18 protein-coding genes are annotated in these 21,889 nt (G+C 66.8%); 12 read left to right on the top strand and 6 right to left on the bottom strand.

Annotated elements, in window-relative coordinates:
* Nucleotides 1–7 precede the first annotated feature (7 nt).
* Together phbB and QOL57_RS09215 are read left to right on the top strand one after the other, a co-directional pair.
* Entirely contained in the window at nucleotides 8–748 is a 741-nt protein-coding gene (gene phbB / locus QOL57_RS09210; protein ID WP_025874115.1) for an acetoacetyl-CoA reductase, read from the top strand.
* 176 nt (nucleotides 749–924) lie between these two features.
* Nucleotides 925–3,213, top strand: coding sequence for a TonB-dependent receptor (locus QOL57_RS09215; protein ID WP_089238098.1), 2,289 nt, complete (start codon nucleotides 925–927; stop codon nucleotides 3,211–3,213).
* 445 nt (nucleotides 3,214–3,658) lie between these two features.
* Here the strand turns inward: QOL57_RS09215 and QOL57_RS09220 are convergent, their stop codons facing one another.
* Together QOL57_RS09220 and rsgA are read right to left on the bottom strand one after the other, a co-directional pair.
* Nucleotides 3,659–4,912, bottom strand: coding sequence for a flavohemoglobin expression-modulating QEGLA motif protein (locus QOL57_RS09220; RefSeq protein ID WP_089236786.1), 1,254 nt, complete (start codon nucleotides 4,910–4,912; stop codon nucleotides 3,659–3,661).
* A 185-nt stretch (nucleotides 4,913–5,097) separates the two neighbouring features.
* Nucleotides 5,098–6,198, bottom strand: a complete 1,101-nt coding sequence (gene rsgA / locus QOL57_RS09225) for a ribosome small subunit-dependent GTPase A (protein WP_244900665.1) — start codon at nucleotides 6,196–6,198, stop codon at nucleotides 5,098–5,100.
* A gap of 121 nt (nucleotides 6,199–6,319) precedes the next feature.
* Between rsgA and QOL57_RS09230 the strand changes: the two genes are divergently transcribed.
* The 3 genes from QOL57_RS09230 to QOL57_RS09240 are packed head-to-tail and all read left to right on the top strand — an operon-like array spanning nucleotide 6,320 to nucleotide 8,951.
* Nucleotides 6,320–7,594: a pyridoxal phosphate-dependent aminotransferase gene (locus QOL57_RS09230; RefSeq protein ID WP_089236790.1), complete on the top strand. Its 1,275-nt coding sequence runs from the start codon at nucleotides 6,320–6,322 to the stop codon at nucleotides 7,592–7,594.
* A gap of 3 nt (nucleotides 7,595–7,597) precedes the next feature.
* Complete coding sequence (locus QOL57_RS09235) at nucleotides 7,598–8,215, top strand: SGNH/GDSL hydrolase family protein (protein ID WP_089236792.1); 618 nt, start codon at nucleotides 7,598–7,600, stop codon at nucleotides 8,213–8,215.
* Nucleotides 8,216–8,219: 4 nt separating this feature from the next.
* Entirely contained in the window at nucleotides 8,220–8,951 is a 732-nt protein-coding gene (locus QOL57_RS09240; RefSeq protein WP_089236794.1) for a class I SAM-dependent methyltransferase, read from the top strand.
* A gap of 255 nt (nucleotides 8,952–9,206) precedes the next feature.
* Here the strand turns inward: QOL57_RS09240 and QOL57_RS09245 are convergent, their stop codons facing one another.
* Nucleotides 9,207–9,986, bottom strand: coding sequence for a polysaccharide deacetylase family protein (locus QOL57_RS09245; protein WP_089236796.1), 780 nt, complete (start codon nucleotides 9,984–9,986; stop codon nucleotides 9,207–9,209).
* Nucleotides 9,987–10,045: 59 nt separating this feature from the next.
* On the opposite strand from QOL57_RS09245, the gene grxD reads away from it, so the two are divergent.
* Nucleotides 10,046–10,972, top strand: a complete 927-nt coding sequence (gene grxD / locus QOL57_RS09250; protein WP_089238100.1) for a Grx4 family monothiol glutaredoxin — start codon at nucleotides 10,046–10,048, stop codon at nucleotides 10,970–10,972.
* A 93-nt stretch (nucleotides 10,973–11,065) separates the two neighbouring features.
* Here grxD and QOL57_RS09255 read toward each other — a convergent pair whose 3' ends face one another.
* The 3 genes from QOL57_RS09255 to QOL57_RS09265 all read right to left on the bottom strand — a co-directional run bounded on the left by QOL57_RS09255 (nucleotide 11,066) and on the right by QOL57_RS09265 (nucleotide 16,181).
* The gene (locus QOL57_RS09255) at nucleotides 11,066–11,605 is read right to left on the bottom strand and encodes a DUF924 family protein (RefSeq protein ID WP_089236798.1); all 540 of its coding nucleotides are present in this window, start codon (nucleotides 11,603–11,605) and stop codon (nucleotides 11,066–11,068) included.
* Between the two features lie 43 nt (nucleotides 11,606–11,648).
* Nucleotides 11,649–12,425 (bottom strand): AMP nucleosidase, encoded by a 777-nt coding sequence (locus QOL57_RS09260; RefSeq protein ID WP_089236800.1) that lies wholly within the window; start codon nucleotides 12,423–12,425, stop codon nucleotides 11,649–11,651.
* Nucleotides 12,426–12,551: 126 nt separating this feature from the next.
* Nucleotides 12,552–16,181 carry an autotransporter serine protease gene (locus QOL57_RS09265; RefSeq protein ID WP_089236802.1) on the bottom strand — a complete coding sequence of 1,210 codons (3,630 nt, stop codon included), beginning with the start codon at nucleotides 16,179–16,181 and terminating at the stop codon, nucleotides 12,552–12,554.
* Between the two features lie 255 nt (nucleotides 16,182–16,436).
* Between QOL57_RS09265 and QOL57_RS09270 the strand changes: the two genes are divergently transcribed.
* The 6 genes from QOL57_RS09270 (at nucleotide 16,437) to QOL57_RS09295 (ending at nucleotide 21,818) form a co-directional block, all read left to right on the top strand.
* Nucleotides 16,437–17,846, top strand: a complete 1,410-nt coding sequence (locus tag QOL57_RS09270) for an amidohydrolase (protein ID WP_089236804.1) — start codon at nucleotides 16,437–16,439, stop codon at nucleotides 17,844–17,846.
* The gene (locus QOL57_RS09275; protein ID WP_089236806.1) at nucleotides 17,846–19,114 is read left to right on the top strand and encodes an amidohydrolase family protein; all 1,269 of its coding nucleotides are present in this window, start codon (nucleotides 17,846–17,848) and stop codon (nucleotides 19,112–19,114) included. The genes QOL57_RS09270 and QOL57_RS09275 overlap by 1 nt, the downstream gene beginning before the upstream one ends.
* Before the next feature lie 19 nt (nucleotides 19,115–19,133).
* Nucleotides 19,134–19,766: a DsbA family protein gene (locus QOL57_RS09280; RefSeq protein WP_089236808.1), complete on the top strand. Its 633-nt coding sequence runs from the start codon at nucleotides 19,134–19,136 to the stop codon at nucleotides 19,764–19,766.
* 95 nt (nucleotides 19,767–19,861) lie between these two features.
* Nucleotides 19,862–20,803, top strand: coding sequence for a DegV family protein (locus QOL57_RS09285; protein WP_049464775.1), 942 nt, complete (start codon nucleotides 19,862–19,864; stop codon nucleotides 20,801–20,803).
* 78 nt (nucleotides 20,804–20,881) lie between these two features.
* Nucleotides 20,882–21,220: a hypothetical protein gene (locus QOL57_RS09290; RefSeq protein ID WP_089236810.1), complete on the top strand. Its 339-nt coding sequence runs from the start codon at nucleotides 20,882–20,884 to the stop codon at nucleotides 21,218–21,220.
* 199 nt (nucleotides 21,221–21,419) lie between these two features.
* Nucleotides 21,420–21,818, top strand: coding sequence for a hypothetical protein (locus QOL57_RS09295; RefSeq protein WP_089236812.1), 399 nt, complete (start codon nucleotides 21,420–21,422; stop codon nucleotides 21,816–21,818).
* The last annotated feature ends 71 nt before the right edge of the window (nucleotides 21,819–21,889 follow it).

Genomic DNA, 21,889 nt, shown 5'->3' on the forward strand with positions numbered 1-21,889 from the left:
TTCTGCAATGACTCTTCGCATCGCCTACGTCACCAGCGGGATGGGCAGTGTCGGCACTGCCATCTGCCAGAGCCTGGCCCGTTCCGGCCATACCGTGGTCGCCGGCTGCGCACCCAACTCGCCGCGCAAGGCCAACTGGCTGCGCGAGCAGCGCGAACAGGGCTTTGATTTCATCGCCTCCGAAGGCAACGCGACCGATTGGGCGTCGACCACGGCGGCCTTCGCCAAGGTGCGTGCCGAAGTCGGCGAGGTGGACGTGCTGGTCAACAACTCCGGCGGCAGCCGCGACCTGCTGTTCCGGCAGATGACGGTGGAGGACTGGAATGCGGTGATCGCCTCCAACCTCAACTCGCTGTTCAACCTGACCAAGCAGGTGGTCGATGGCATGGCCACGCGTGGCTGGGGCCGCATCATCAACATCGGTTCGGTCAGCGCCCACAAGGGCCAGATCGGCCAGGTGAACTACGCCACGGCAAAAGCCGCGATGCATGGTTTCAGCCGTGCGCTGGCGGCTGAAGTCGCCTCGCGCGGGGTCACCGTGAATACCCTGTCGCCAGGCTATATCGCCAGCCAGGCGATCAGCAGCTTCCCGCCGGACGTGCTGGATCGACTGGCCGCGTCGGTGCCGGTGCGACGTCTGGGTCGCCCGGAAGAAGTGGCCGGCCTGTGTGCCTGGCTGGCCTCGGATGAGGCCTCCTACGTGACCGGTGCGGACTATCCGGTCAACGGTGGCCTGTACATGGGCTAGCTCTTTCCACGCAGGGCGTGGGTCTACTCCCCTCCCCCGGTAGATTCACGCCCTGCGCGGCTTCCCCCACGACGCCATTCGTTGGTTTTTCGTAAACAAGGTTTCATGTTCCGTTCGCATAGTGGCCATGCGCCGCGCCCCCGGGCCGGTGACCATCCCCCATGCAATGGACCATCATGCAGACCCGATACCTGACGATCGCTGTGGCGATCGCGCTTTCCGCCGCCAGCGCCCACGCCGCTGAAGCCACCGACGCCACCGCCGATACCGCGCTGAGCGCGCAGACGCTGGATACCGTCTCGGTCATCGGCCAGGGCGAGACCCGCCAGGTGCAGCGCATCACCACCGTCGACAAGCAGGTGTTGCCGCCAGGTACCAGCGGCCAGAAGATCCTCGACCGCCTGCCCGGCGTGTCGGTGCAGTCCAACGACGCGTTCGGTGCGAATGAAGAATCGCAGACCATCAGCCTGCGCGGCTTCGACAAGAGCCGCCTGGGCTATACGCTGGACGGCATTCCGCTGGGCGACAACAGCTACGGCAACTACAACGGCCTGAGCATCGCCCGTGCACTGATCGCCGAAAACCTGGCAGGCGCCGAGCTGTCGCAGGGCATCGGTTCGCTGGGCGTGGCCTCGACCAGCAACCTGGGCGGCACCATCCAGTACTTCTCGATGGATCCGTCCACCGAGTTCGGCGGCCGCGCCAGCATCACCGCGGGTGATGACAACCAGCGCCGCGGCTACCTGCGCGTGGACACCGGCGACATCAACGGTTTCTCGGCCTATGTCTCCGGCGTGCACCAGGACCAGGACATGTGGGCCGCGCCGTACCAGAACCAGACCACCCGCCAGTTCAACGCCAAGGCGGTGTGGAACGTGGGCGACAACCGCTTCGGCGCCTTCGTCGCCACCTCGCGTGCCAGCCAGGCCAACTACGCCTACCTGTCCAAGGACATGCTGGCGCGCGGCCTGGGTTACGACTGGAACATCTATGCACCGGACTGGGATCGCGCCGTCGCGGCTGCGTACTGTGCACCGGGCACCTACAACAAGGCGCGCTGCGCGTTCAGCGGCGGCGTCAACAGCATCGACGATGCGTACTACCAGAGCCGTGCGCTGCGCGACGACAACCTGTACTCGATCGACGCCGACATCCGCCTGGGTGAGCAGGGCCGCCTGAAGCTGCTGGGCTACCACCATGAGAACCGTGGCCAGGGCCACTGGTGGGCACCGGGCCAACCGTCCTACCCGGGCACCGACAAGATGCTGCCGATCTCGATCCGCAGCACCAACTACACCATCAACCGCGACGGCGTGACCGCCGCGCTGTCGTGGACGGTGGGCATCCATGAGCTGGAAGCCGGTGTGTGGTACGAACAGAACGACCATAACGTCTCGCGCAATTTCTACTACATCAGCGGCCCGTTCCTGGACGACCTGTACCTGCAGAACCCGGACCGCCGCCTGTTCAACCAGGACTTCGACATCCGTACCCGCCAGTTCTACGTGCAGGACAGGATGCGCTTCCTCGACCAGCGCCTGACCGTGGACGTCGGCATCAAGAGCCCCAACACGCGCATGACCGCCAAGGCCCAGCCGGGCGTGGAAACCAGCATTGCCTCGGGCACGCTGACCGCCAAGGAATCGGTGCTGCCGCAGCTGGGCGTGGGCTTCAAGCTCAACGCCAACAACGAAGTATTCGCCTCGTACGCCGAGAACATTGCTGCCTTCGTCGGCGGCGGCAGCGGTGGCCCGCTGCAGGTGTCGCCGGAATCGTTCGCGGCCAGCGCCGGCCTGGAGCCGGAGAAGTCCAAGAGCCTGGAAGCGGGTTTCCGTACCTTCGGCGAGAAATACCAGGCCTCGATCGCGGCTTACAACGTGAAGTTCGACAACCGCCTGCTGTCGCTGAACCCGTGCTCGAGCATCGAAGTCGGCACGCGTCCGGAGTGCGTGACGCGCTTCATCAACGTCGGTTCGGTGAAGAGCCACGGTGCCGAGCTGACCTTCATCCTCAAGCCGGTCGATGGCCTGCAGTGGTACAACGCGTTGTCCTGGAACAAGACCACCTACGAGGATGACTACACCTCGGGCGGTGCGATCGTGCCGGTGGCCGGCAAGATCACCGTGGATACGCCGCAGCGCATGGCGTCCAGCGAGATCAGCTGGAACCGCGACGGCTTCTTCGCCAGCCTGCGCGCCAAGTACACCGGCAAGCGCTACTACACCTACACCAACGACCAGTCGGTGCCGGGCGTGACCACCTTCGATGCGGGTGCCGGTTACGACTTCGGCCCGGGCATGGGCCTGCGCAACGTGCGGGTGTCGTTGAACGCGACCAACCTGACCAACAAGCGCTATGCGGGCCAGCTGAGTTCGTTCGCACCGACCGATCCGAAGGGCACGCGGTATGCGATCCATGCGAGTGCACCGCGGCAGGTGTTCATGACGGTGGCGGCGGAGTTCTAAGTCGAAAGCGGGCGCTGCGGCGCGGGGATGCCGCAGCGGGGCGAGGTGGGACGGGCCGAGGCAGGACACGCCGCAAGTACGTCCCTGTAGGCTCGGTCGGCGCATCCATGCGCCTCACGGTCCTGCCTCGGCCCGTCCCACCTCGCTCGACAGTTTCCCGCCCCGGCGCGGAGGCAATGGAAAGCAAAAGCAAAAGCAAAAGCAAAGAGCCGGGCAGTGCCCGGCTCTTTGCTTTTCAAGCGCAATCCCTTCGGCGCGGTGATGTGCTGCCGCCCGCGCGGGAAACTGTCTGGCGGCGGTGGGGCACCCTGGCCAGGACCGTGAGGCGCATGGATGCGCCGATCGAGCCCCCATGGATGGGTTTACGGCGTGTCCTGGCCAGGGTGCCCCACCGCCGCCAACCGATATCAATCAAGGCGCCAGCGCATCATCCCGCCAACGCATTTCATTCCGGCGCCAGCTGGTCCATCCGGATGCGGTTGGCGAACAGCGAGAACGCCAGCATGCCGGCCAGGCCATTCGCCCGGCTCATCCAATGCGGCAGCCAACGCGGTGGCTTCAGCACGCCCGATTCGAACAGCGGCGCGAACGCGATCGCATCGGTCAGGCTCATCTTGCCGGCAAACAACCAGCGACAGACCTGCAGGCGATCCTCGGCCAACATGTGGCGGAAGAACGTGTGCACCGACACCAGCCCGCGCAGGTACACCGTGTCCTTGGTGAAGGCCAGGCCACCAGTCGGCGGCACACCGCGGAAGACCCGCTGCGCCGAGGCGAAGCTCTCTTCCGGGTTCTGCCCGGCATCGCAGAAGTAGCGGAATACCTCGATGAAGTCCGCACCTTCGCGCGCCATCGCGATCGCCTCGGTACGCAGGCTGATGCGCTTCAGACGCTCGATGTCGATGCTGCCGGTGATCTGCTCGGCGAATGTCGCCAGCCCTTCCTGTGTGGCCGTCACCCGTGGCGAGGACAGCGCCAGGCTCGGCAGCACCGGCTGCGCGCGACCGTTCAACGCTGTCAGCGAATGTACCAGCGCTTCGTGGTGGAACAGCTGCGCGCGGTCGTAGGCGCTGAAACGCGCGCTGGTGCGCAGGCGGATGCGGGTCGCTCCGGCCGCCGCCTTGGAGACCAGATCCGGGTCCAGCTGCACCTGGATGATGCGTGATTCAAAGAACGCATCGAGGTCATTCTGCAGCTGCAACTGCAACGCGATCGCCGAAACCGGCACCTGTTCTTCCGGTGCCAGCAGTTCGTGATCCAGTTCGGCGGCGATCTGGATGAAGTGGCGTGCTGCATCGCGCGTGCTCGGTCCGTTGCCCGGCAATGGTTGCTCGGGTGAACCGAACAACTGCACCGAGCAGGCATCCACGGCCGCGGTACCGAGGCCTTCCAGCAGCTGCGCAGCCAGATCCCAACTCTGCGCGGACTGCCGCACGTAATGGCCCAGCGGATGGCTTTCATCGCATTCGGCAGCAAGCGCCGCCAGCGCGCGACGCTCGTCGCTGAAGTCCAGCTTCGGGTAGTCGACCACCGGCAGCTTCGGCTGGCCGCGGGCCACGCTGTCCAGGAAGGGTGCTTGCAGGGTTGCCGGCCAACTGGTCAGGCCCAGCAGGCGGATGCCTCCTACGGCCTCGACCAGGCGCGCATCGAGCGCTGCATGGTGGGCCACGTCACGGTCAAGCGTCGCGGTCGGTTCCATGGGCGGACTATAGCGCCCTGCCCTTGCTTTGGTAGGTGCCAAACTTGGTTGGCAGCCGCCGACGGCGGGCTTCGGACGCGTTCGTGCCAACCAAGGTTGGCACGTACCAGAAGCAGGCAGTAGCGGGATCATTGCCGGGGTCAGAGCCCATTGCGGCGCAATGGGATCCGACCCCGCGATCCGGGTCAGCGCCTACGCGGCTTGCCCGCGGGGCGGAACTGCTGGCCCTTGCCCTTCCTGCCGCCACGCTCCTGCGCGGTCTCGGCCTGGCGCACGGCCAGCTTCGCGGCGGCGGCGGCCACTTCTTCCTTCAACTTGAAGTAGTTCTGCAGCCGGCTCTCTTCAATCTCACCGGCGTCGATCGCCGCACGCACGGCACAGCCGGGTTCCTGCTGGTGCATGCAGTCGCGGAAGCGGCACTGCGCGGCCAGCGCTTCGATATCGGCGAAACCGCCCTCGGCCAACGTCTCTTCGCCGGTCGGCTTCAGTTCGCGCATGCCGGGAGTGTCGATGAGGCACGCGCCCATCGGAAGCGGCATCAGCGCGCGGTGGGTGGTGGTATGGCGGCCGCGCGAATCGTTGGCGCGCACCGTGTTGGTCTTCATCCGCTGCTCGCCCAGCAGCGTGTTGGTCAGCGTCGACTTGCCCGCACCGGAAGACCCCACCAGCACCACCGTGTGGCCGGGGCCCAGCCACGGCTCCAGCACTGCAACACTGTCCGCATCCAGGCCGTTGATCGCGTGCAGGGCAATGCCCTGCATCTCCAGCTCTTCCAGTACCGCCAGCGCGTCTTCGCTGTACTCGGTCTGGTCGGCCTTGGTCAGCACCACCACCGGTTCGGCACCGCCACCGCCCACCAGCAGCAGGTAGCGTTCAATACGGCGCGGATTGAAGTCCGCATCCAGCCCACAGACGATGAAGACGGTATCGATGTTGGCCGCGATCACCTGCTGATGGTAATGCTCACCGGCGGCACCACGCTTGATCGCGGTACGTCGCGGCAACAGGGCGACGATGCGGATGCCGTCCAGCAGCACCCAGTCGCCAACCGCTGGCCGTTCGTGGCTGGGGAAACGCGGGCGCTGCCATTCCGGCAACGATTCGGCCTTGATCGACGCCTCCGGGCCATCCGCCACCACGTAGTGGGTGCGGTGCTGTTCGATCACCCGCGCCGGGCGGGCCTGCGGGTGCGCAGCCATCACAGCCTGCCAGTCGGCCTGCTGCGGCGGGCCCGGCCAGGGCCAGCCGATGGTCTGCAGGGCGGTGAAATCGGGGGTCTGGGTCATCGCCGCCATTCTACCTGTGCGATGCCGCCCAGCCCAATGTTGGCGGGCCCTGCAGCCCTTGCCATGCGCTGCAGCAATTCCGCTACCATGGAACCCCCATGCCTTCTGCGGCCCACCGCCCATGTCAACTCCCTCGCCCAAACCCCTGGTCATCCGCGAGCGCCTTTCCGAAGTGCGCTACGAAATCCGCGGAGAACTGGCGCGGCGAGCCCGGGAGCTGGAAGCGCAGGGCCACAAGCTGATCAAGCTCAACATCGGCAATCCCGGCGCTTTCGGCTTCCGTGCACCGGAACACCTGCAGCGCGCCATCGCCGATGACATGGGCCGCACCGATCCCTACACCCACCAGCAGGGCCTGCCGGTCGCCCGCGAAGCCATCGCCGCCGCGTATGCGCGCCGTGCTGCACCAGATGCCCACCCCGACCGGGTGTTCGTCGGCAACGGCGTCAGCGAGCTGATCGACCTGTCGCTGCGTGCGCTGCTCAACCCGGGCGACGAAGTGCTGGTGCCCTCGCCGGACTACCCGCTGTGGTCGGCCTCGACCATCCTCAACGACGGCCGCCCGGTGTACTACCGCTGCGCCGCCGAGAACGGCTTCCAGCCGGACCCGAGCGAGATCGAGACGCTGGTGTCCTCGCGCACCCGCGCCATCGTGCTGATCAATCCGAACAACCCCAGCGGCGCCAGCTACCCGCGCGAACTGCTGGAGCGCGTGGTCGAGATCGCGCGACGCCACAACCTGCTGCTGCTGGTCGATGAGATCTACGACCAGATCCTGTACGACGACGCGGTGTTCCAGCCGGTCGCACCGCTGGCCGGTGACCATCCCTGCCTGACCTTCAGCGGCCTGAGCAAGGTGCACCGTGCCTGCGGCTGGCGCGTGGGCTGGGCCCACCTCAGCGGCGACGACGCGCGCCTGGGCGACTTCCGCGCCGCGCTGGATCTGCTGGGCGCACTGCGCCTGTGCGCCAACGTGCCGGGCCAGTACGCCATCGACGCGGCAGTGAATGGGCCGGACACCATTTCCGAGCTGTGCGCACCGGGCGGCCGTCTGTATGAAACCCGCCGTGCGGTGATCGAAGCCTGCGAGGCCAGCGAGCACCTGTCGCTGGTCGCCCCCGCCGGTGCGCTGTACGCGTTCCCGGCCGTGGTCGGTGCCGCCGCCAAGGGCTTCGACGACCACAATTTCGCGCTGGACCTGATGAACAACGATGGCGTGCTGGTGGTGCCGGGCTCGAGCTTCAACGTGCCTTACCGCCATCACTTCCGCGTGACCCTGCTGCCGGAGGCGTCGGTGATGCGCGACGTGTTCGCCCGTATCGACCGTGCCCTCGCCCGCCGTGCCGAAGACGCCACCAAGGTGGTGCCGCTGAAGCCCCGCCGGTCGGTGGCTTGATCGATGGGATTGTCGTATCTGGCCTTGGGCGATTCCTACACCATCGGTGAAGCGGTCGCGGCCGAAGGCCGCTGGCCGCATCAGCTCGCCGCCGCCCTGCGCGCGCAGGGCATCGATCTGACCGACCCGCAGACCATCGCCACCACCGGTTGGACCACCGACGAGCTCGACGCCGGCATCGACGAGGTGGCGCCGCAAGGACCGTTCGACTTCGTCAGCCTGTTGATCGGCGTCAATAACCAGTACCGCGGGCGCCCGCTGGACGAGTACCAGGTGCAGTTCCAGGCCTTGCTGCAACGTGCGATCGGTTTTGCGGGTGGCCACGCGGACCACGTGCTGGTGCTGTCCTTCCCGGACTGGGGCACCACGCCGTACGGCGCAGGCAGCGGTCGCGATCTGGCCCGCGTCGAACTGGAGACCGACGAGTTCAACGCGGCCGCCGAGGTGATCAGCACCCAGCAGGGTGTGGCCTTCGTCGACATCACCGATATCAGCCGCGACAACGGCGCAGACCCGGCGATGATCGCCGAGGATGGCCTGCACCCGTCCGCACGGATGTATGCGCTGTGGAGCGCGCGTGCGCTGCCGGTGGCAGCGCACCTGCTGGGCAGAACGGACTGACACGATGGACGGCACGCCACGGAACGGCACGCCCCTGCCCTGTTCGCCGCTTGATGCCGGACAGGCACGCCTGATCGCCGAGTCCTTCCGGCCGATGCATGCCTGGGGCAGCCGCCGCGATTACTACTACACCCGCGGCAAGCTGGGCAGCGACCCGCTGTATGACGGCGTACTGCAGCACCTTCCCGACGACGGCCAGCCGGTGCTCGACCTGGGCTGCGGACTGGGGCTGTTCGCGCACGTGCTGCGCCAGCGCGGCCGCCAGCAGGTGTACCTCGGGGTCGACGTGGACAGCGACAAGATCGCGCGTGCGCAGCGCGCCGGCACCGACCTGGCCGATGCACGTTTCGACTGTCTGGATGTGCAGGCACCCTTGCCAGCGCATGCAGGGCATGTGCTGCTGCTGGATGTGCTGCAGTACCTGGACGAAGCGCCGCAGCTGGAGCTGCTGCGCGTGGTGAGCGCGCGGATCGCGCCCGGTGGCCGCCTGCTGCTGCGTACGCCGTTGGCGACCGGCGACCGCCGCGACCGCACCACGCGGGTGGCCGATCGCCTGGCGTGGCTGGTCGGCTGGATGGGCACGCGACCGCGTCACTACCCGGATCCGCAGCGGCTGCAGGCCACGCTGGCCGAGGCGGGGCTGCAGGTGGCTCCGTTGCGTCCCCTGCATGGGCGCACACCGTTCAACAGCTGGCTGTTGGTTGCCGAGCGTCCGGGAACTGCGGCCAACGGCTGAGCTCCTCGTGGTGGGCAGCGGTCTACGAGGGCTGCCCGGGCGGGATGGGCTGCGCGGGGACGCCGTGAACCCATCCTTGGGGGCTTAGCCGCGCCATCCATGGCGCGGATACCCCGCACAGCCCATCCCACCCGGCCACGGACAGTTTACGGGGGCGTCCACCACGGAAGACAAGGGAGAAAAGCGAAGAGCAAAAGCGGGTCGCTTCGCTCTTGCTGCGCCTGGCGCTCGCCGGGCGTGGCCCGGCGCTACCGGTCAGCCGGCCGGCAGTTCGGCCTTCAGGCCGCGCTCGTCCAGCGCCTGCAGCACGCGTTCGATGATGGCCAGGTTGTGGCCGTGGGCGGCACCTTCATGCAACAGCACGATCGCGCCCGGGCGCAGGTCGGGCAGCAGACGCGCCAGCACGCCGTCCGGTGTGCAGCCGACGCCATCGTAGCCCCGGGCGCTCCAGCCCACGCGCACCAGGCCCAGCTTGCGCAGTACCGGTGCCACGAACGGGTTGGTCATGCCCACCACCGAGCGGTACCAGCGTACCGGTCGCCCGCTGACCGTCTGCAGCGCATGCTGGCAACCCTCGATCTCCGCCGCCATCGTGCCCGGACCCAGCCGCCAGAAGCGCGCCTGCGGGTGGCTGTGGCTGTGGTTGCCGAGGTCGTGTCCGCGACGCAGGATCTCCTCCACCAGGGCCGGATGCGCCAATGCGCGCTCGCCGACCAGGAAGAAGGTCGCCCTTGCCTGGTGCCGGTCCAGCAGATCCAGCACTGCAGGGGTCTGCTCACTGGGGCCGTCGTCGATGGTCAGCCAGACACGGTTGCCGGCATCGGGCAACCGGCTCAGCACCGGCGCGTAGAAGCGGCTGTTGGGCAGGAACACCGGCACCATGAACAACGCGTGGCTTGCCACCATCATCGCAAGGCCCCAGTGCCAGCCAGCCAGCACCCAGGCCAGGATCACAGCCAACTGCGACAGCACCAGCCAGGGCACCCAGCGCCAGGGCCGGGTCGGGATGCGATGCAATGTTCCTGCGCTGGTCATTCCCCATGATGCCATGGGGGGTAGAATTGATGATTCGAATTTTCGGACCCATGACTGCCATGTCCCTCGATCCCGCCCTGCGTTCGCGCATCGAAACCATCCTCAACGACGACCGCGTCGTGCTGTTCATGAAGGGCCAGCCTTCGATGCCGCAGTGCGGTTTCTCGGCCAAGGCCGTGGGTGCCCTGCAGGACCTGGGCGTGGAGTTCGCCCACGTCAACGTGCTGGCCGACGCGGAGATCCGCGAAGGCATCAAGGCCTATGGCGACTGGCCGACCATCCCGCAGCTGTACATCGACGGCGAACTGGTCGGCGGCAGCGACATCGTGCTGCAGATGGCCGCCAGCGGTGAGCTGAGCAGCGTGCTGGGCCTGGCCGCACCGGACCGCACCCCGCCGCGCATCACCGTCACCCCGGCCGCAGTGGAAATGCTGAAGGGCGCGCTGGCCGATTCGCCGGGTGCGTCGCTGCAGCTGGGCATCGATGCGCGCTTCCAGCCGAACTTCCAGCTGGCTCCGTACGACGAAGGCGCGATCGCCGCCGAGTCCAACGGTCTGCGCGTGCAGTTCGACCTGGCCAGTGCCCGCCGCGCCGACGGCATCACCATCGACTGGGTCGACGACATCCGTGGCAAGGGCCTGGCGATCGACAACCCGAACGCGCCCAAGCCGGTGCAGGAAATCAGCGTGCGCGATGCCGACGACCTGGTGCGTGCCGGCAACGTGATGCTGGTGGACGTGCGCCCGGCCGAAGAACGTGCCATCGCTGCGGTCGGCGTGCCGTTCAAGAGCTTCGATGGCAACGGCCGCGCCGAGCTGGAAGCCCTGCCGAAGGACACCGCCCTGGCCTTCCTGTGCCACCACGGTGGCCGCAGCGCGCAGGCAGCAGAGCAGTTCCGTGCGCTGGGCTTCAGCAAGGTGTTCAACGTCACCGGCGGCATCGACGCCTGGTCGGACGAAGTGGACAACGGCGTGCCGAAGTACTGATCGGCCGCAGTTGATACACAGGAAAAACGCCGGCGAAAGCCGGCGTTTTTTGTTGAGCCCATCCACGCATGGCGTGGATCTACTCCTTCCGGGTTACCCGGCAAACCCGCCTTCGGCCAGGTAGTCCAGTTCTTCCGGCGACGGCATGCGGCCGAGCACCGCATTGCGGTGCGGGAACCGGCCGAAGCGGCGGATGATGTCGCGGTGCAGTTCGGCGTACTGCAGGTATTCCTTGTCACCCAGCACGTCGAACATCGCGACCGAGCGATCCTGGTCCAGCGGATCTTCGGAATGCTCGAACGGCAGGTAGATGAAGGCGCGCAGCTTGGGTACCAGCTGCAGGTCCAGCCCCTCTTCGATCGCGCGCATGGCGTAGTGCCGGGCCAGGCCGTCGGTGGCATAGGAATGGGCCGTGCCGCGGAAGCAGTTGCGCGGGAACTGGTCCAGCAGCAGCATCAGCGCCAGCGCACCCTCGGCGCTGCCCAGCCAGTGCTCGCGCGCGCGCGATGCGGCGGCATGGTGTTCGTCCGCGAACAGCGTGCGGAACCGTGCATCGAACGCATCATCGCGGGCGAACCACTTTTCAGGGCCCGCGTCTTTCCAGAATTCCACCACTTGCGCGGCAACGTCCATCACCTACTCCCCAGGGCCGGCGCACCGCGCCAGGCCATCATCATCATTCGTCGAAGCGCAGGTGGCGGACCGACTTGCCGTTGCGCCGGATAAGCTTAAGCGCCTCGATGCCGATCTGGATATGGTTTTCCACGAACTGCGAGCTGACCTTGGCGTCGGACGCCTCGGTCTTCACCCCGTCCGGGATCATCGGCTGGTCTGAAACCAGCAGCAGGGCGCCACTGGGAATGTGGTTGGCGAAGCCGGCGGCGAAGATCGTAGCGGTTTCCATGTCGATGGCCATGCAGCGCATCGCCCGCAGCCGCTCCTTGAAGGCCTCGTCGTGCTCCCAGACCCGGCGGTTGGTGGTGTAGACGGTGCCGGTCCAGTAGTCGTGGCCAAGGTCGCGGATCATGGTCGAGACCGCACGCTGCAGGGCAAAGGCGGGCAAGGCCGGCACTTCCGGCGGCAGGTAGTCGCCCGAGGTGCCTTCACCGCGGATGGCCGCGATCGGCAGCACCAGGTCACCCAGCTCGTTCTTGCGCTTCAGCCCCCCGCACTTGCCCAGGAACAGCACGGCCTTGGGCATCACGGCCGACAGCAGATCCATGATGATCGCGGCATTGGGGCTGCCCATGCCGAAGTTGATCATGGTGATGCCGTCGACGGTGGCACTGGCCATGGGCCGGTCCAGACCGATCACCGGCGCACCGGTCAGCGCGGAGAACGTATGCAGGTAGCCTCCGAAGTTGGTCAGCAGGATGTGCTGGCCGAACTGGTCCAGGGGCACGCCGGTATAGCGCGGCAGCCAGTTGTCGACGATGTCCTGCTTGCTCTTCATGGGCGGTCCGGTGCGGCGTGGGGCCGATATTGTAGGCCCCCGCCTGCCCCACCACACCCGCTGCGACAACGAAGAAGGGCGACCCTGCGGCCGCCCTCCTGGGGGTTCCCTTGGGAACCGGATGGCTTAGAAGCGCACCGACCAACGCAGGTTGGCGCCATGGTCGCGGCTTTCATCGCCAAACTGGCCGGTGTAGCCCAGTTCCAGCTGCTGGTTGGCCGTCAACCAGGCCGACAGGCCCAGCTCCGCCACCACCGCGCTGTCGGCGATAGGAGCGCCGCTGACTGCGAAGGTATCGCCGCCGCTGGCAAAGCCCAGCCTGGCCACCGGGTTGCGGTCGCCCGATGCGTGGCGGTAACCCACTCCGCCGCGCACGTGCAGCCAGCTGTCCTGCTGGAACGAAGCCTTCAGGCCCTTGTCGAAGCGCACACCGGCAGTCGCCAGGGTGGTGCGGGTATCGTCGACGTTGCCCTGCAGGGCCGCCGCACCACCGCGCTCATTGATCGACTTCATGTCCACTTCAACACGTGCCACCTGCAGGTACGGCTCCAGGCCTGCCTCGCGGCCGCCGAAGCGGTAGCCCGCCTCGATGAAGGCCTGGCGGGTACGCCCGTCGTAGCGCGCGCTCAGCGTATCGCTGTAGCCGGCAAACGCCAGCTCACGGGTGCTGTCGACCTCGTGCTCGCTCCACGCCAGGCCGCCACGCAGGCCGAAACCGCCCCAGTTGTGGCTGGCGTATGCACCGAAGTGGGTGTTGTCGATCTTCGACTTCGCCCGACGGCCATCCTGCTGCTTGACGTCGGTACGGCCGGTGCCGGCCAGCAGGCCCACCTGCCAGCCGCCGAACTGACGGTCCACGCCCACCAGCAGGCCGTTGCTGTTGGCCTCGGTACGGGCAGTGTTGGTATTGCCATCCAGCGTGCCGTTGCCACCGATTGCCTGTACCCACACACCGGTCGCGGCGGCTTCGTCACCGCCCGGCGAGATCGCGCCTACGCGGCGCGACAGTGCCGCATCGCGCACATGGCGGCTGCTCTCGACCAATGCGATCGACGCAGCTGCATGCAGTTCGCCGCTGAGGCTGTCCAACGCTGCGCCCACCTGCTGCGGGAACAGCGTGGTCAACGGCTTGGGCAGGCCCTGGTTGATCGCCAGGGTATCGGCCACGGCAGCGACCGCGCGCTGGTTGTCGGTGGTGGCCGAGCTGGCCAGCGAGTTGCCGCGGGTCACTTCGATGCGTGCGCCACTGGCACCATAGGCCAGGCTGAACTGCATGAAGGGCGAGAATGCGCTGAAGTCGGTCGTGGCGAACTGCCCGTTCACGCCGCCATCGGCGCGGATGAAGTTGAACTGCTCACCCAGGTAGTAAATGCCCGGTTCCGGCAGTGCCACCAGGGTGCCGCCGAGGGTGGCGGTACCGGTGACATGCAGCTGGTCACTTCGGCTGCCTGGTGCCACCTCGGCCTGGTACACGCCGGTCTCGGTCTGCACGTAGTCACCGTTGATGGTCAGCGTGCCGATCGAATTGCCCGGTGCGATGGTGCCCTTGACGATCGTGTAGCCGAGCGTGCCGGTGCCCTTCAACGTGGCGCCTGCTTCCACCGCGGTCATACCACCGACCTGGGTACCGTTGAACGACACCACACCGCCGACGATATCCAGGATGGTGTGGTCCAGTACGCCCGTGGTGCCCACCCGGGCAGTGCCGCCATACATGTAGAAGATGGTGCTGCTCAGCGTGCCGTCCACCTGCAGCGTGCCGGCGCGCATATCGATGTTGTCCATGCGCACCTTGCCGGTCTCGGTGATGCTGGCGGTGCCATCGGTCATGTGGAACAGGCGACCATCGACGGTACCGGCAACCACCAGCTTGCCGCCGGCGAGATCGATATCCGTGCTGCTTGCCACCGATCCGACGTTGAGCCAGGCCTCGCCACCTGCAACACCCAGAGAGGTCGATACCAGCGAACCGTTCAGCACGAAGCGGCCGCCCGGCACCCACACGCTGCCCAGCGTATTGGCGCCATCAAGCTCCAGCACGCCCTCGCGCACCACCGCGCCGTTGAAGCTGTTGTCGCCGCTCAGGCGCAGCCAGCCGATGCCGCTCTTGGTCAGCTTGCCCGGGCCGCCGATGTCATTGGTCCAGTCGTCCCACGCGTCGCCTTCCCACACCTTCAGGCCGCCGGCCTTCTGGTTCATCACCACGTTGGTGTCCACGCGCAGCGAGCCGTAACCTTCAATGGCCTTGGCCAGGTTCATCATGCCCCAGCCGTAGACGTCGTCAACGCCGGCCGCACCGAGATCGGTGGCGGTGGTCAGCAGCACGTCACGCACCTGCGCGTTGTCCAGATACGGGAAGCGTTCGAACAGCAGGCCCAGCGCGCCGGTGACGTGCGGTGCCGCCATCGAGGTACCGGTCATGTCCTCGTAGGCATAGGTCGGCATGCGCTGCTGGATGTCCAGACCGATATCGTTGCCGGTCTGGAACGGCGTACCGATGATCTGCGAATCGGCACCGTAGGCCGTGGAGGTGATGTCGCTACCCGGCGCAGCCAGGCACCAGTTGGCGCTCAGGCCACAACGCATGGAGCTTTCTGCCAGCACCAGGTTGCGGTCGACGTTGACCACGCTCAGCCAGTACGGCTCCAGGTCCGCCTGGACGCGCGGCAGCGTAGCGTGCACGCCCGCAATCGGTGCGTTTTCCGGCGAGGTGTTGTACGGATAGGTATTGCCGGCTGCCCACACCTGGATCATGCCGTTGGCGCGCGAACCATCACCGATGATCTGGAAGTAGTCGTCGTAGGCCGGATTGTTGAAGAACTGCGCAGCCTGCTGGTCAGCGGTGGTCGGCTCGTTGGTGAAGCCCCAGCTGTGATTGACCGCCCGCACCTGCTGCGCGTTCAACTGCTCGTACAGGTCGGCAAACACCTCATCGGACGCACCAATGCCAACCGAGCCATTGCGGTACTGGTTGGTCGACGGATCGACGTCCCATACGGTGAGGCTGTTGAAGAACAGGCGTGCCACGGAAAGATCGGCACCAAAGGCAACGCCGTGGGTACCGGAGCCATCGCGGTTCGCAGCGATGGTACCCGACACGTGCGTGCCATGGGTGTTGTAGGCCAGACCCTCGAACAAGCCCTGGCGATTGACGTTGTCGATGTTCGCCTGGTCCATGTCGAGCAGGGTCATGTCGATCGCCACGTCATTGCCATCGCTGCTGAAGCAGGCATCCGGCCCGCTCAGCATGGTGGTGTTGGTGCACGATGATCCGTCAGCCAGGCGATCAGCGAGGTGGATGCTGCGGTGGTTCTTGCCGGCGAATTCGGAGTGATCCAGCCCGGTGCCGCTGTCGAACACACCCAGGCGGATACCTGCACCGGTCAACCCACGCGCGTACGCGGCGTCAGCATTGACGGCCTGCAGGCCCCAGTCGCGGTTGAACTCACTGGTACGCCAACTGGCGCGATCAGCGGGGGTGCCCATCACCGGCTGCGGCTCGCCACTGGCCATCGGCGCGATGCTGATCGATGCCGGCAGCGATGCAGAGGCAGGCGCTGCGGTCAGAACCGGACGCGCGAATGCAGCCTGCAGGCTGCGCTGGTACTGGTAACGGGACAGATCGTCGGTATTGCCCTGGGCCAGTGCCGGCAGGGTGGCTGCCATCAGCAGCGAGCCAACGATGGCCGATGCGAGCGGGGAAGGCAGGATCGAACGACGGAGAGAGGTGGAGCGATACGACGTTGCAACAGTCATCGGGGATTACGTCCTTGATTCCATGGATTGTTTCAGGTGCTGCTCCCTCATGGAGCACGGTGGGAACACCTTCGCGGCGAGTCAGCGCGCGCTCACCCGCATGTCGCTATCGACCGGGTGCCATGCAACTTAATATATTTTTCACATGCGCACTGTCGGGAAAATCCCTACTTCGCCCCTGCCCAAGGTCACTTGGCAAGCAGGCCAGTCTGCAGCTAGCGTCGATGGGTTGAACACGCTGCCAAGGGGATCTGCATGACATCGACGTTGTTGCGCGCCGGGTTGGGTCTGGCGCTGCTATCACTGAGCACGGCGCCGGCCGTGGGCGCTTCGCGCTTCGTGGCCGATCCCTACCCGAGCACCTACCAGGCGCATCCCGATGGGCCGTTGCTGATCCAGAACGCCACCGTGCTGACCGGCACCGGCCAGCGCCTGGACAACGCCGATGTGTTGCTGCGCGATGGTCGCATCGTCGCCGTCGGCGATGCGCTGCAGGTCGATGCCAGCGTCACCCGCATCAATGCCGACGGCAAATGGGTGACCCCGGGCCTGATCGACGTGCATTCGCACCTGGGCGTCTATCCCAGCCCCGGCGTAAGTGCGCACAGCGATGGCAACGAGATGACCGCGCCGGTCACCGCCAATGTCTGGGCCGAGCATTCGGTATGGCCGCAGGACCCCGGTTTCCAGGCGGCACTGGCCGGCGGGGTGACCAGCATGCAGGTGCTGCCCGGCTCAGCCAACCTGGTCGGTGGCCGCGGTGTAACGCTGAAGAACGTGCCTGCCACCACCTACCAGGCGATGAAGTTCCCCGGCGCGCCGTGGGGCCTGAAGATGGCCTGCGGCGAGAATCCCAAGCGCGTCTACGGTGGCGGCAAGGGCGTGGCACCCGCCACGCGGATGGGCAACGTCGCCGGTTACCGCGCAGCCTTCATCGACGCGGCCGACTACATCGCCAAGAGCACGCCGAAGCCGGCCAAGCGCAAGGGCTGGTTCGGCAGCGACAAGGGCGACAGCGCCGGTGACGCCGGCGGCAAGCGCGACCTCAAGCTGGATACGCTGGCCGGTGCGATCCAGGGCGACATCCGCGTGCACATCCACTGCTACCGCGCCGATGAAATGGCCACCATGCTCGACCTGTCCAAGGAATTCGGCTTCAAGGTGGCCGCCTTCCACCACGGCGTGGAGGCCTACAAGCTGGCCGACCGGTTGGCTGCCGAAGGCGTCTGCGGTGCACTGTGGGCCGACTGGTGGGGCTTCAAGATGGAGGCCTTCGACGGCATCGCCGAGAACATCGCGCTGGTCGACCGGCCGAAGAACAGCTGCGCCATCGTCCACTCCGACTCGCCGGAAGGCATCCAGCGCCTGAACCAGGAAGCGGCCAAGGTGATGGCCGCCGCGCGCCGCGCGCACATGCCGGAGATCGCGCCGGAACGCGCGATCACGTGGATGACCGCCAACGCCGCCAAGGCGCTGGGTATCGAAGCGCAGACCGGCACGCTGGAGGCCGGAAAGATGGCCGACGTGGTGATCTGGAACGGCAACCCCTTCAGTTCGTATGCGCTGGCCGAACAGGTCTTCGTCGATGGCCGCCGTGTGTACGACCGCAGCACGCCACCGGCAACGCCGCGGTCGGATTTCCAACTTGGGCAGGAGCTGCGCTGATGGGCATGTTCAAGGCAATGGCGAAGCCTGCCGCAACGCTCGGCGCTGCCGTCATGGCGCTGGCCTGCATCGCATCGTCTGCGCAGGCGCAGGACCTGCTGGTGCGCGGTGCGACCGTCGCTACCGCCAGCGCACGCGGCAACGTGGAGGATGCCGACGTACTGGTGCAGGGCGGCATCATCCGCGCGGTGGGTCGCGGCCTGTCCGCACCGGCTGGCGTGCCGGTGGTCGAGGCCAAGGGCCGCACGCTGACCCCTACCCTGTTCGGTGGCATCACCGAGATCGGCATCGAGGAAGTGTCCGGCGAATCGAGTACGGTCGACAGCGCGCTGAAGATCGGTGAGCAGCCGTTGCGTCCGGAGTTCGACGTGACCCTGGCCTACAACCCCGCTTCGGTGCTGATTCCGGTGGCACGCCTGGATGGCATCGGCTTCACGGCGCTGGGCGCGGCCACCGGCGGTGGCTTCGTCGCCGGCCAGGGTGGCGTGGTGCGCTTCGATGGCAGTGCCGACCCGATCGGCCCGCGCGCCCTGTTCCTGCGCCTGGGTGCTGCAGCATCTGAACTGACCGGACAATCGCGCGCGGCGCAATGGATGCTGCTGCAGCAGATGGTCGATGAAGCACGTGGCCAGGTCGCCGCCGACTCGCCGCATGCGCTGCTGACCCCGGCCGGTCGCTGCACGCTGGCCCGCTACCTGTCCGGCCAGGGCCGCATCGTGGTGGAAGTGGACCGCGCGGCCGACATCCGCCAGCTGCTGCGCTGGGCGGCCCGCGAGAAGGTGAGGATCGCCATCGCCGGCGGTGCCGAGGCCTGGCAGCTGGCACCGGAACTGGCAGCGGCCAAGGTACCGGTGTTCGTCGATGCACTGGGCAACCTGCCGACGACCTTCGACCAGATCGGCGCCACCCTGGAAAACGCCGCGCGGTTGCAGCGCGCCGGCGTGCCGGTGGCCTTTGCCCAGCGCGACGACGCCTCGCACAACGCGCGCAAGATGCGCCAGCTGGCCGGCAATGCTGTAGCCAATGGCCTGCCCTGGGCCGACGGCCTGGCCGGGCTGACCCGGGTACCGGCCGAGGTGCTGGGCGTGGCCGACCAGATCGGCAGCATCGAGCCGGGCAAGCGTGCCGACCTGGTGCTGTGGGAAGGTGATCCGCTGGATGTGGCGCACTATGCCGAACAGGTCTGGCTGGGCGGCCGCGCGATGCCGATGCGCTCGCGCCAGACCGAACTGCTCGACCGCTACCTGCAGCGCAACGCGCAGCCCTGACCGCTACAAGGAGCCCCCGATGCCCACCCTGCGCTGGTATTTCGACTTCGTCTCGCCCTATTCCTACCTGCACTGGCAGAAAGTGAAGCGGCTGCCGCAGTTCGAGCACATCCAACCGGTACCGATCGCCTTCGGTGCGGTCCTGCACCATCTGGGCAACCTCGGCCCGGCGGAGATCCCGGCCAAGCGCCGTTTCATGTACCGGCAGCTGCTATGGACCGCGCAGGCCGAGGGTACCCCTCTGCGCTTCCCGCCCGGGCATCCGTTCAACCCGCTGGCGGCCCTGCGCCTGTGCCTGGCCGCGGGCGCCAGCACCGAGGCGGTGGATGTGCTGTTCGACTGGATCTGGCGCGACGGCCACGCGGCCGACAGCGCCCCGGCCCTGCGCGACCCCGCCACCCGGCTGGGTATCAGCGATGTGGAGGCGGCCATTGGCGAGCCGGCAATCAAGGAACAGCTGCGTCGCAACACCGATGCGGCGATCGAGGCTGGCGTATTCGGCGTGCCGACCCTGGCCATCGACGGTGAACTGTTCTGGGGCAACGATACCCACCCGCTGATGGCGGCGGTGCTGGAGGACCCGGGCCTGCTGGATCGCCCCGACTGGCAGCAGGCGGTGGCCCTGCCGATGGCAGTGCAGCGCAGTCGCTGAACAGGCAGTGGCGCATTTCCCTCGCGCGCCCGATCCGGTTTTGAGATAGTTTTCACATTTCCGAACCTACAACCGCCCTGGAGGGGGAGCCGCGGATGCGCATCGGAATCGTCGTCGACTCGGCCTGCGACCTGCCGCAGGACTTCATTGCCGAGCACAACATCGTGCTGTTGCCGATCACCGTGCGGATCGGCGAAGCCGTGCTCGCCGACCACCGCGACGAGCAGGCAACGCTGAGCTTCCTGCACGCGCACGTAGCCGAGCACGGCGCCGAAGCGGAGACCATCCCCTTCAGCGTCAACCAGATCCGCGACCTGTTCCTGCAGCGGCTGGTGATCGACTACGACCACGTGTTCTGCATGACCATCACCAAGACCCGCAGCCCGATCCACGACAACGCACTGCAGGCCAGCTTCGCCATCCTCAACGACTACAAGCCGGTGCGGCAGGCGGCAGGCTACAACTCGCCGTTCGCGCTGCGCGTGCTGGACACCCAGAACCTGTTCGCCGCACAGGCAGTGACGGCGGTGGAAGCGGTGCGCCTGCGTGCCAGCGACGCCAGCGTGCAGCAGATCCGCGAGCGCTTGGAAGAACTGGCGGGCAACGTGCACGGCTACATGGTCACCCGCGACCTGTACTACATGCGCGCCCGCGCGCGGCACAAGGGCGACCGCAGCGTCGGCCTGCTCAGCGCAGCGCTGGGCAGTGCGCTGGACATCAAGCCGGTGCTGCATGGCTATCGCGGCGAGACCGGGCCGGTGGCGAAGATCAAGGGTTTCGACAATGCCGTGCTGAAGCTGTTCGGCGTGGTCGGCCAGCGCGTACGCGCCGGACTGATGACGCCCACGGTGTGCGTCAGCTACGGCGGCGAACTGGACGAACTGCGCGCCCTGCCCGGCTACGCGCAGATGAAGGAGGTCTGCGCCGGCCATGGCGTGACCGTGTACGAATCGGTGATGAGCCTGACCGGCATGGTAAACGTCGGCAAGGGCGCGGTCACCGTGGGCTTCGCCGATGGGCCGCATCGGTTTGAATGAAGGCCAACCACGCAGTGGAATCTGCACATCGATTCCACCGCGCTTATGCCAGCCTAGCGCCACCTCAAGGAGATCAACATGCCTGCGCAGTACCACATCAGCCTGCCCGAACCGTCCAAGGCCCGCGGCAACGACCCCGACCTGTCTTTCCATTCGCAGGGTGCCGCCGGCTTGGCCGAAGAACTGCAGAACGCGCTGCGCAATGGCAGCCTGTTCGAGCGCTGGCGCGACAAGCAGCCGGACCCGGATGCGGTGGAGCCGCAGTGGGGCGTGACCGATCCGGAGGCCACCGTGACCGGTGAGCAGAAGGATCTTCGCATCAACCTGGTGGCCACCACCCGCATCGACAGTGATGTATTCAAACAGCGCCTGCGCCTGCTGGCCGGGCACCACTGGGAACTGCGCGACGTGCGCTGAGGTGCCCGCCGGGCATGGCCCGGCGCTACCTGCCTTGCTCTACTACCTGCCCCGCTTTGGTAGGTGCCAACCTTGGTTGGCACTTTCCAAAAGGCTGCCAACCAAGGTTGGCATCTACCCGTTCCTCGTTGCCGGCACTACCGAGCACCAGGATCTGCTGCTATCGTGCCGCCGCCAACGGCGACTGCACGGATTGCACATGGACCCCAAGCTCAAAGCCCTCATCGAGCAGACCAACCTGTCGGACCTGCTGCCGTCGGCGCCCAAGGAAATGGACCTGCAGCAGCCCGTGGCGCCGCCGGAACCAGCAAAGCCGCCGCCCGCCCGTTCCACCAACGATGCACTGCAGGTGTATTTCGGTGGCACCGACATGGTCGGCAAGCTCGCCAACGCGCCCACCAGTGGGCGCATAAAGACTTTCGCGATGCTCCTGCTGGGCGGGCCGACCATCGTGCTCGGCCTGCTTCTGCTGGGCATGGTCTGGACCGAGCCTGGCAAGTCGGTGTTCGCGCTGGTCTACGGCACGGTCATCGCAGCGGTGTTGATCGGCATCTGGCCTTATCTGCTGTTCCGCAAGCGCGAGAAGTCGTCGGACTGACGCGGACTGCCGACCAGGGTAGTGCCGGCCGCTGGCCGGCAATCCATGCATCCTGCAGCTGCCGGCCAGCG

The sequence above is a fragment of the Stenotrophomonas sp. yr243 genome (assembly GCF_900184195.1).
GTDB classification, from domain to species: Bacteria; Pseudomonadota; Gammaproteobacteria; order Xanthomonadales; family Xanthomonadaceae; genus Stenotrophomonas; species Stenotrophomonas lactitubi.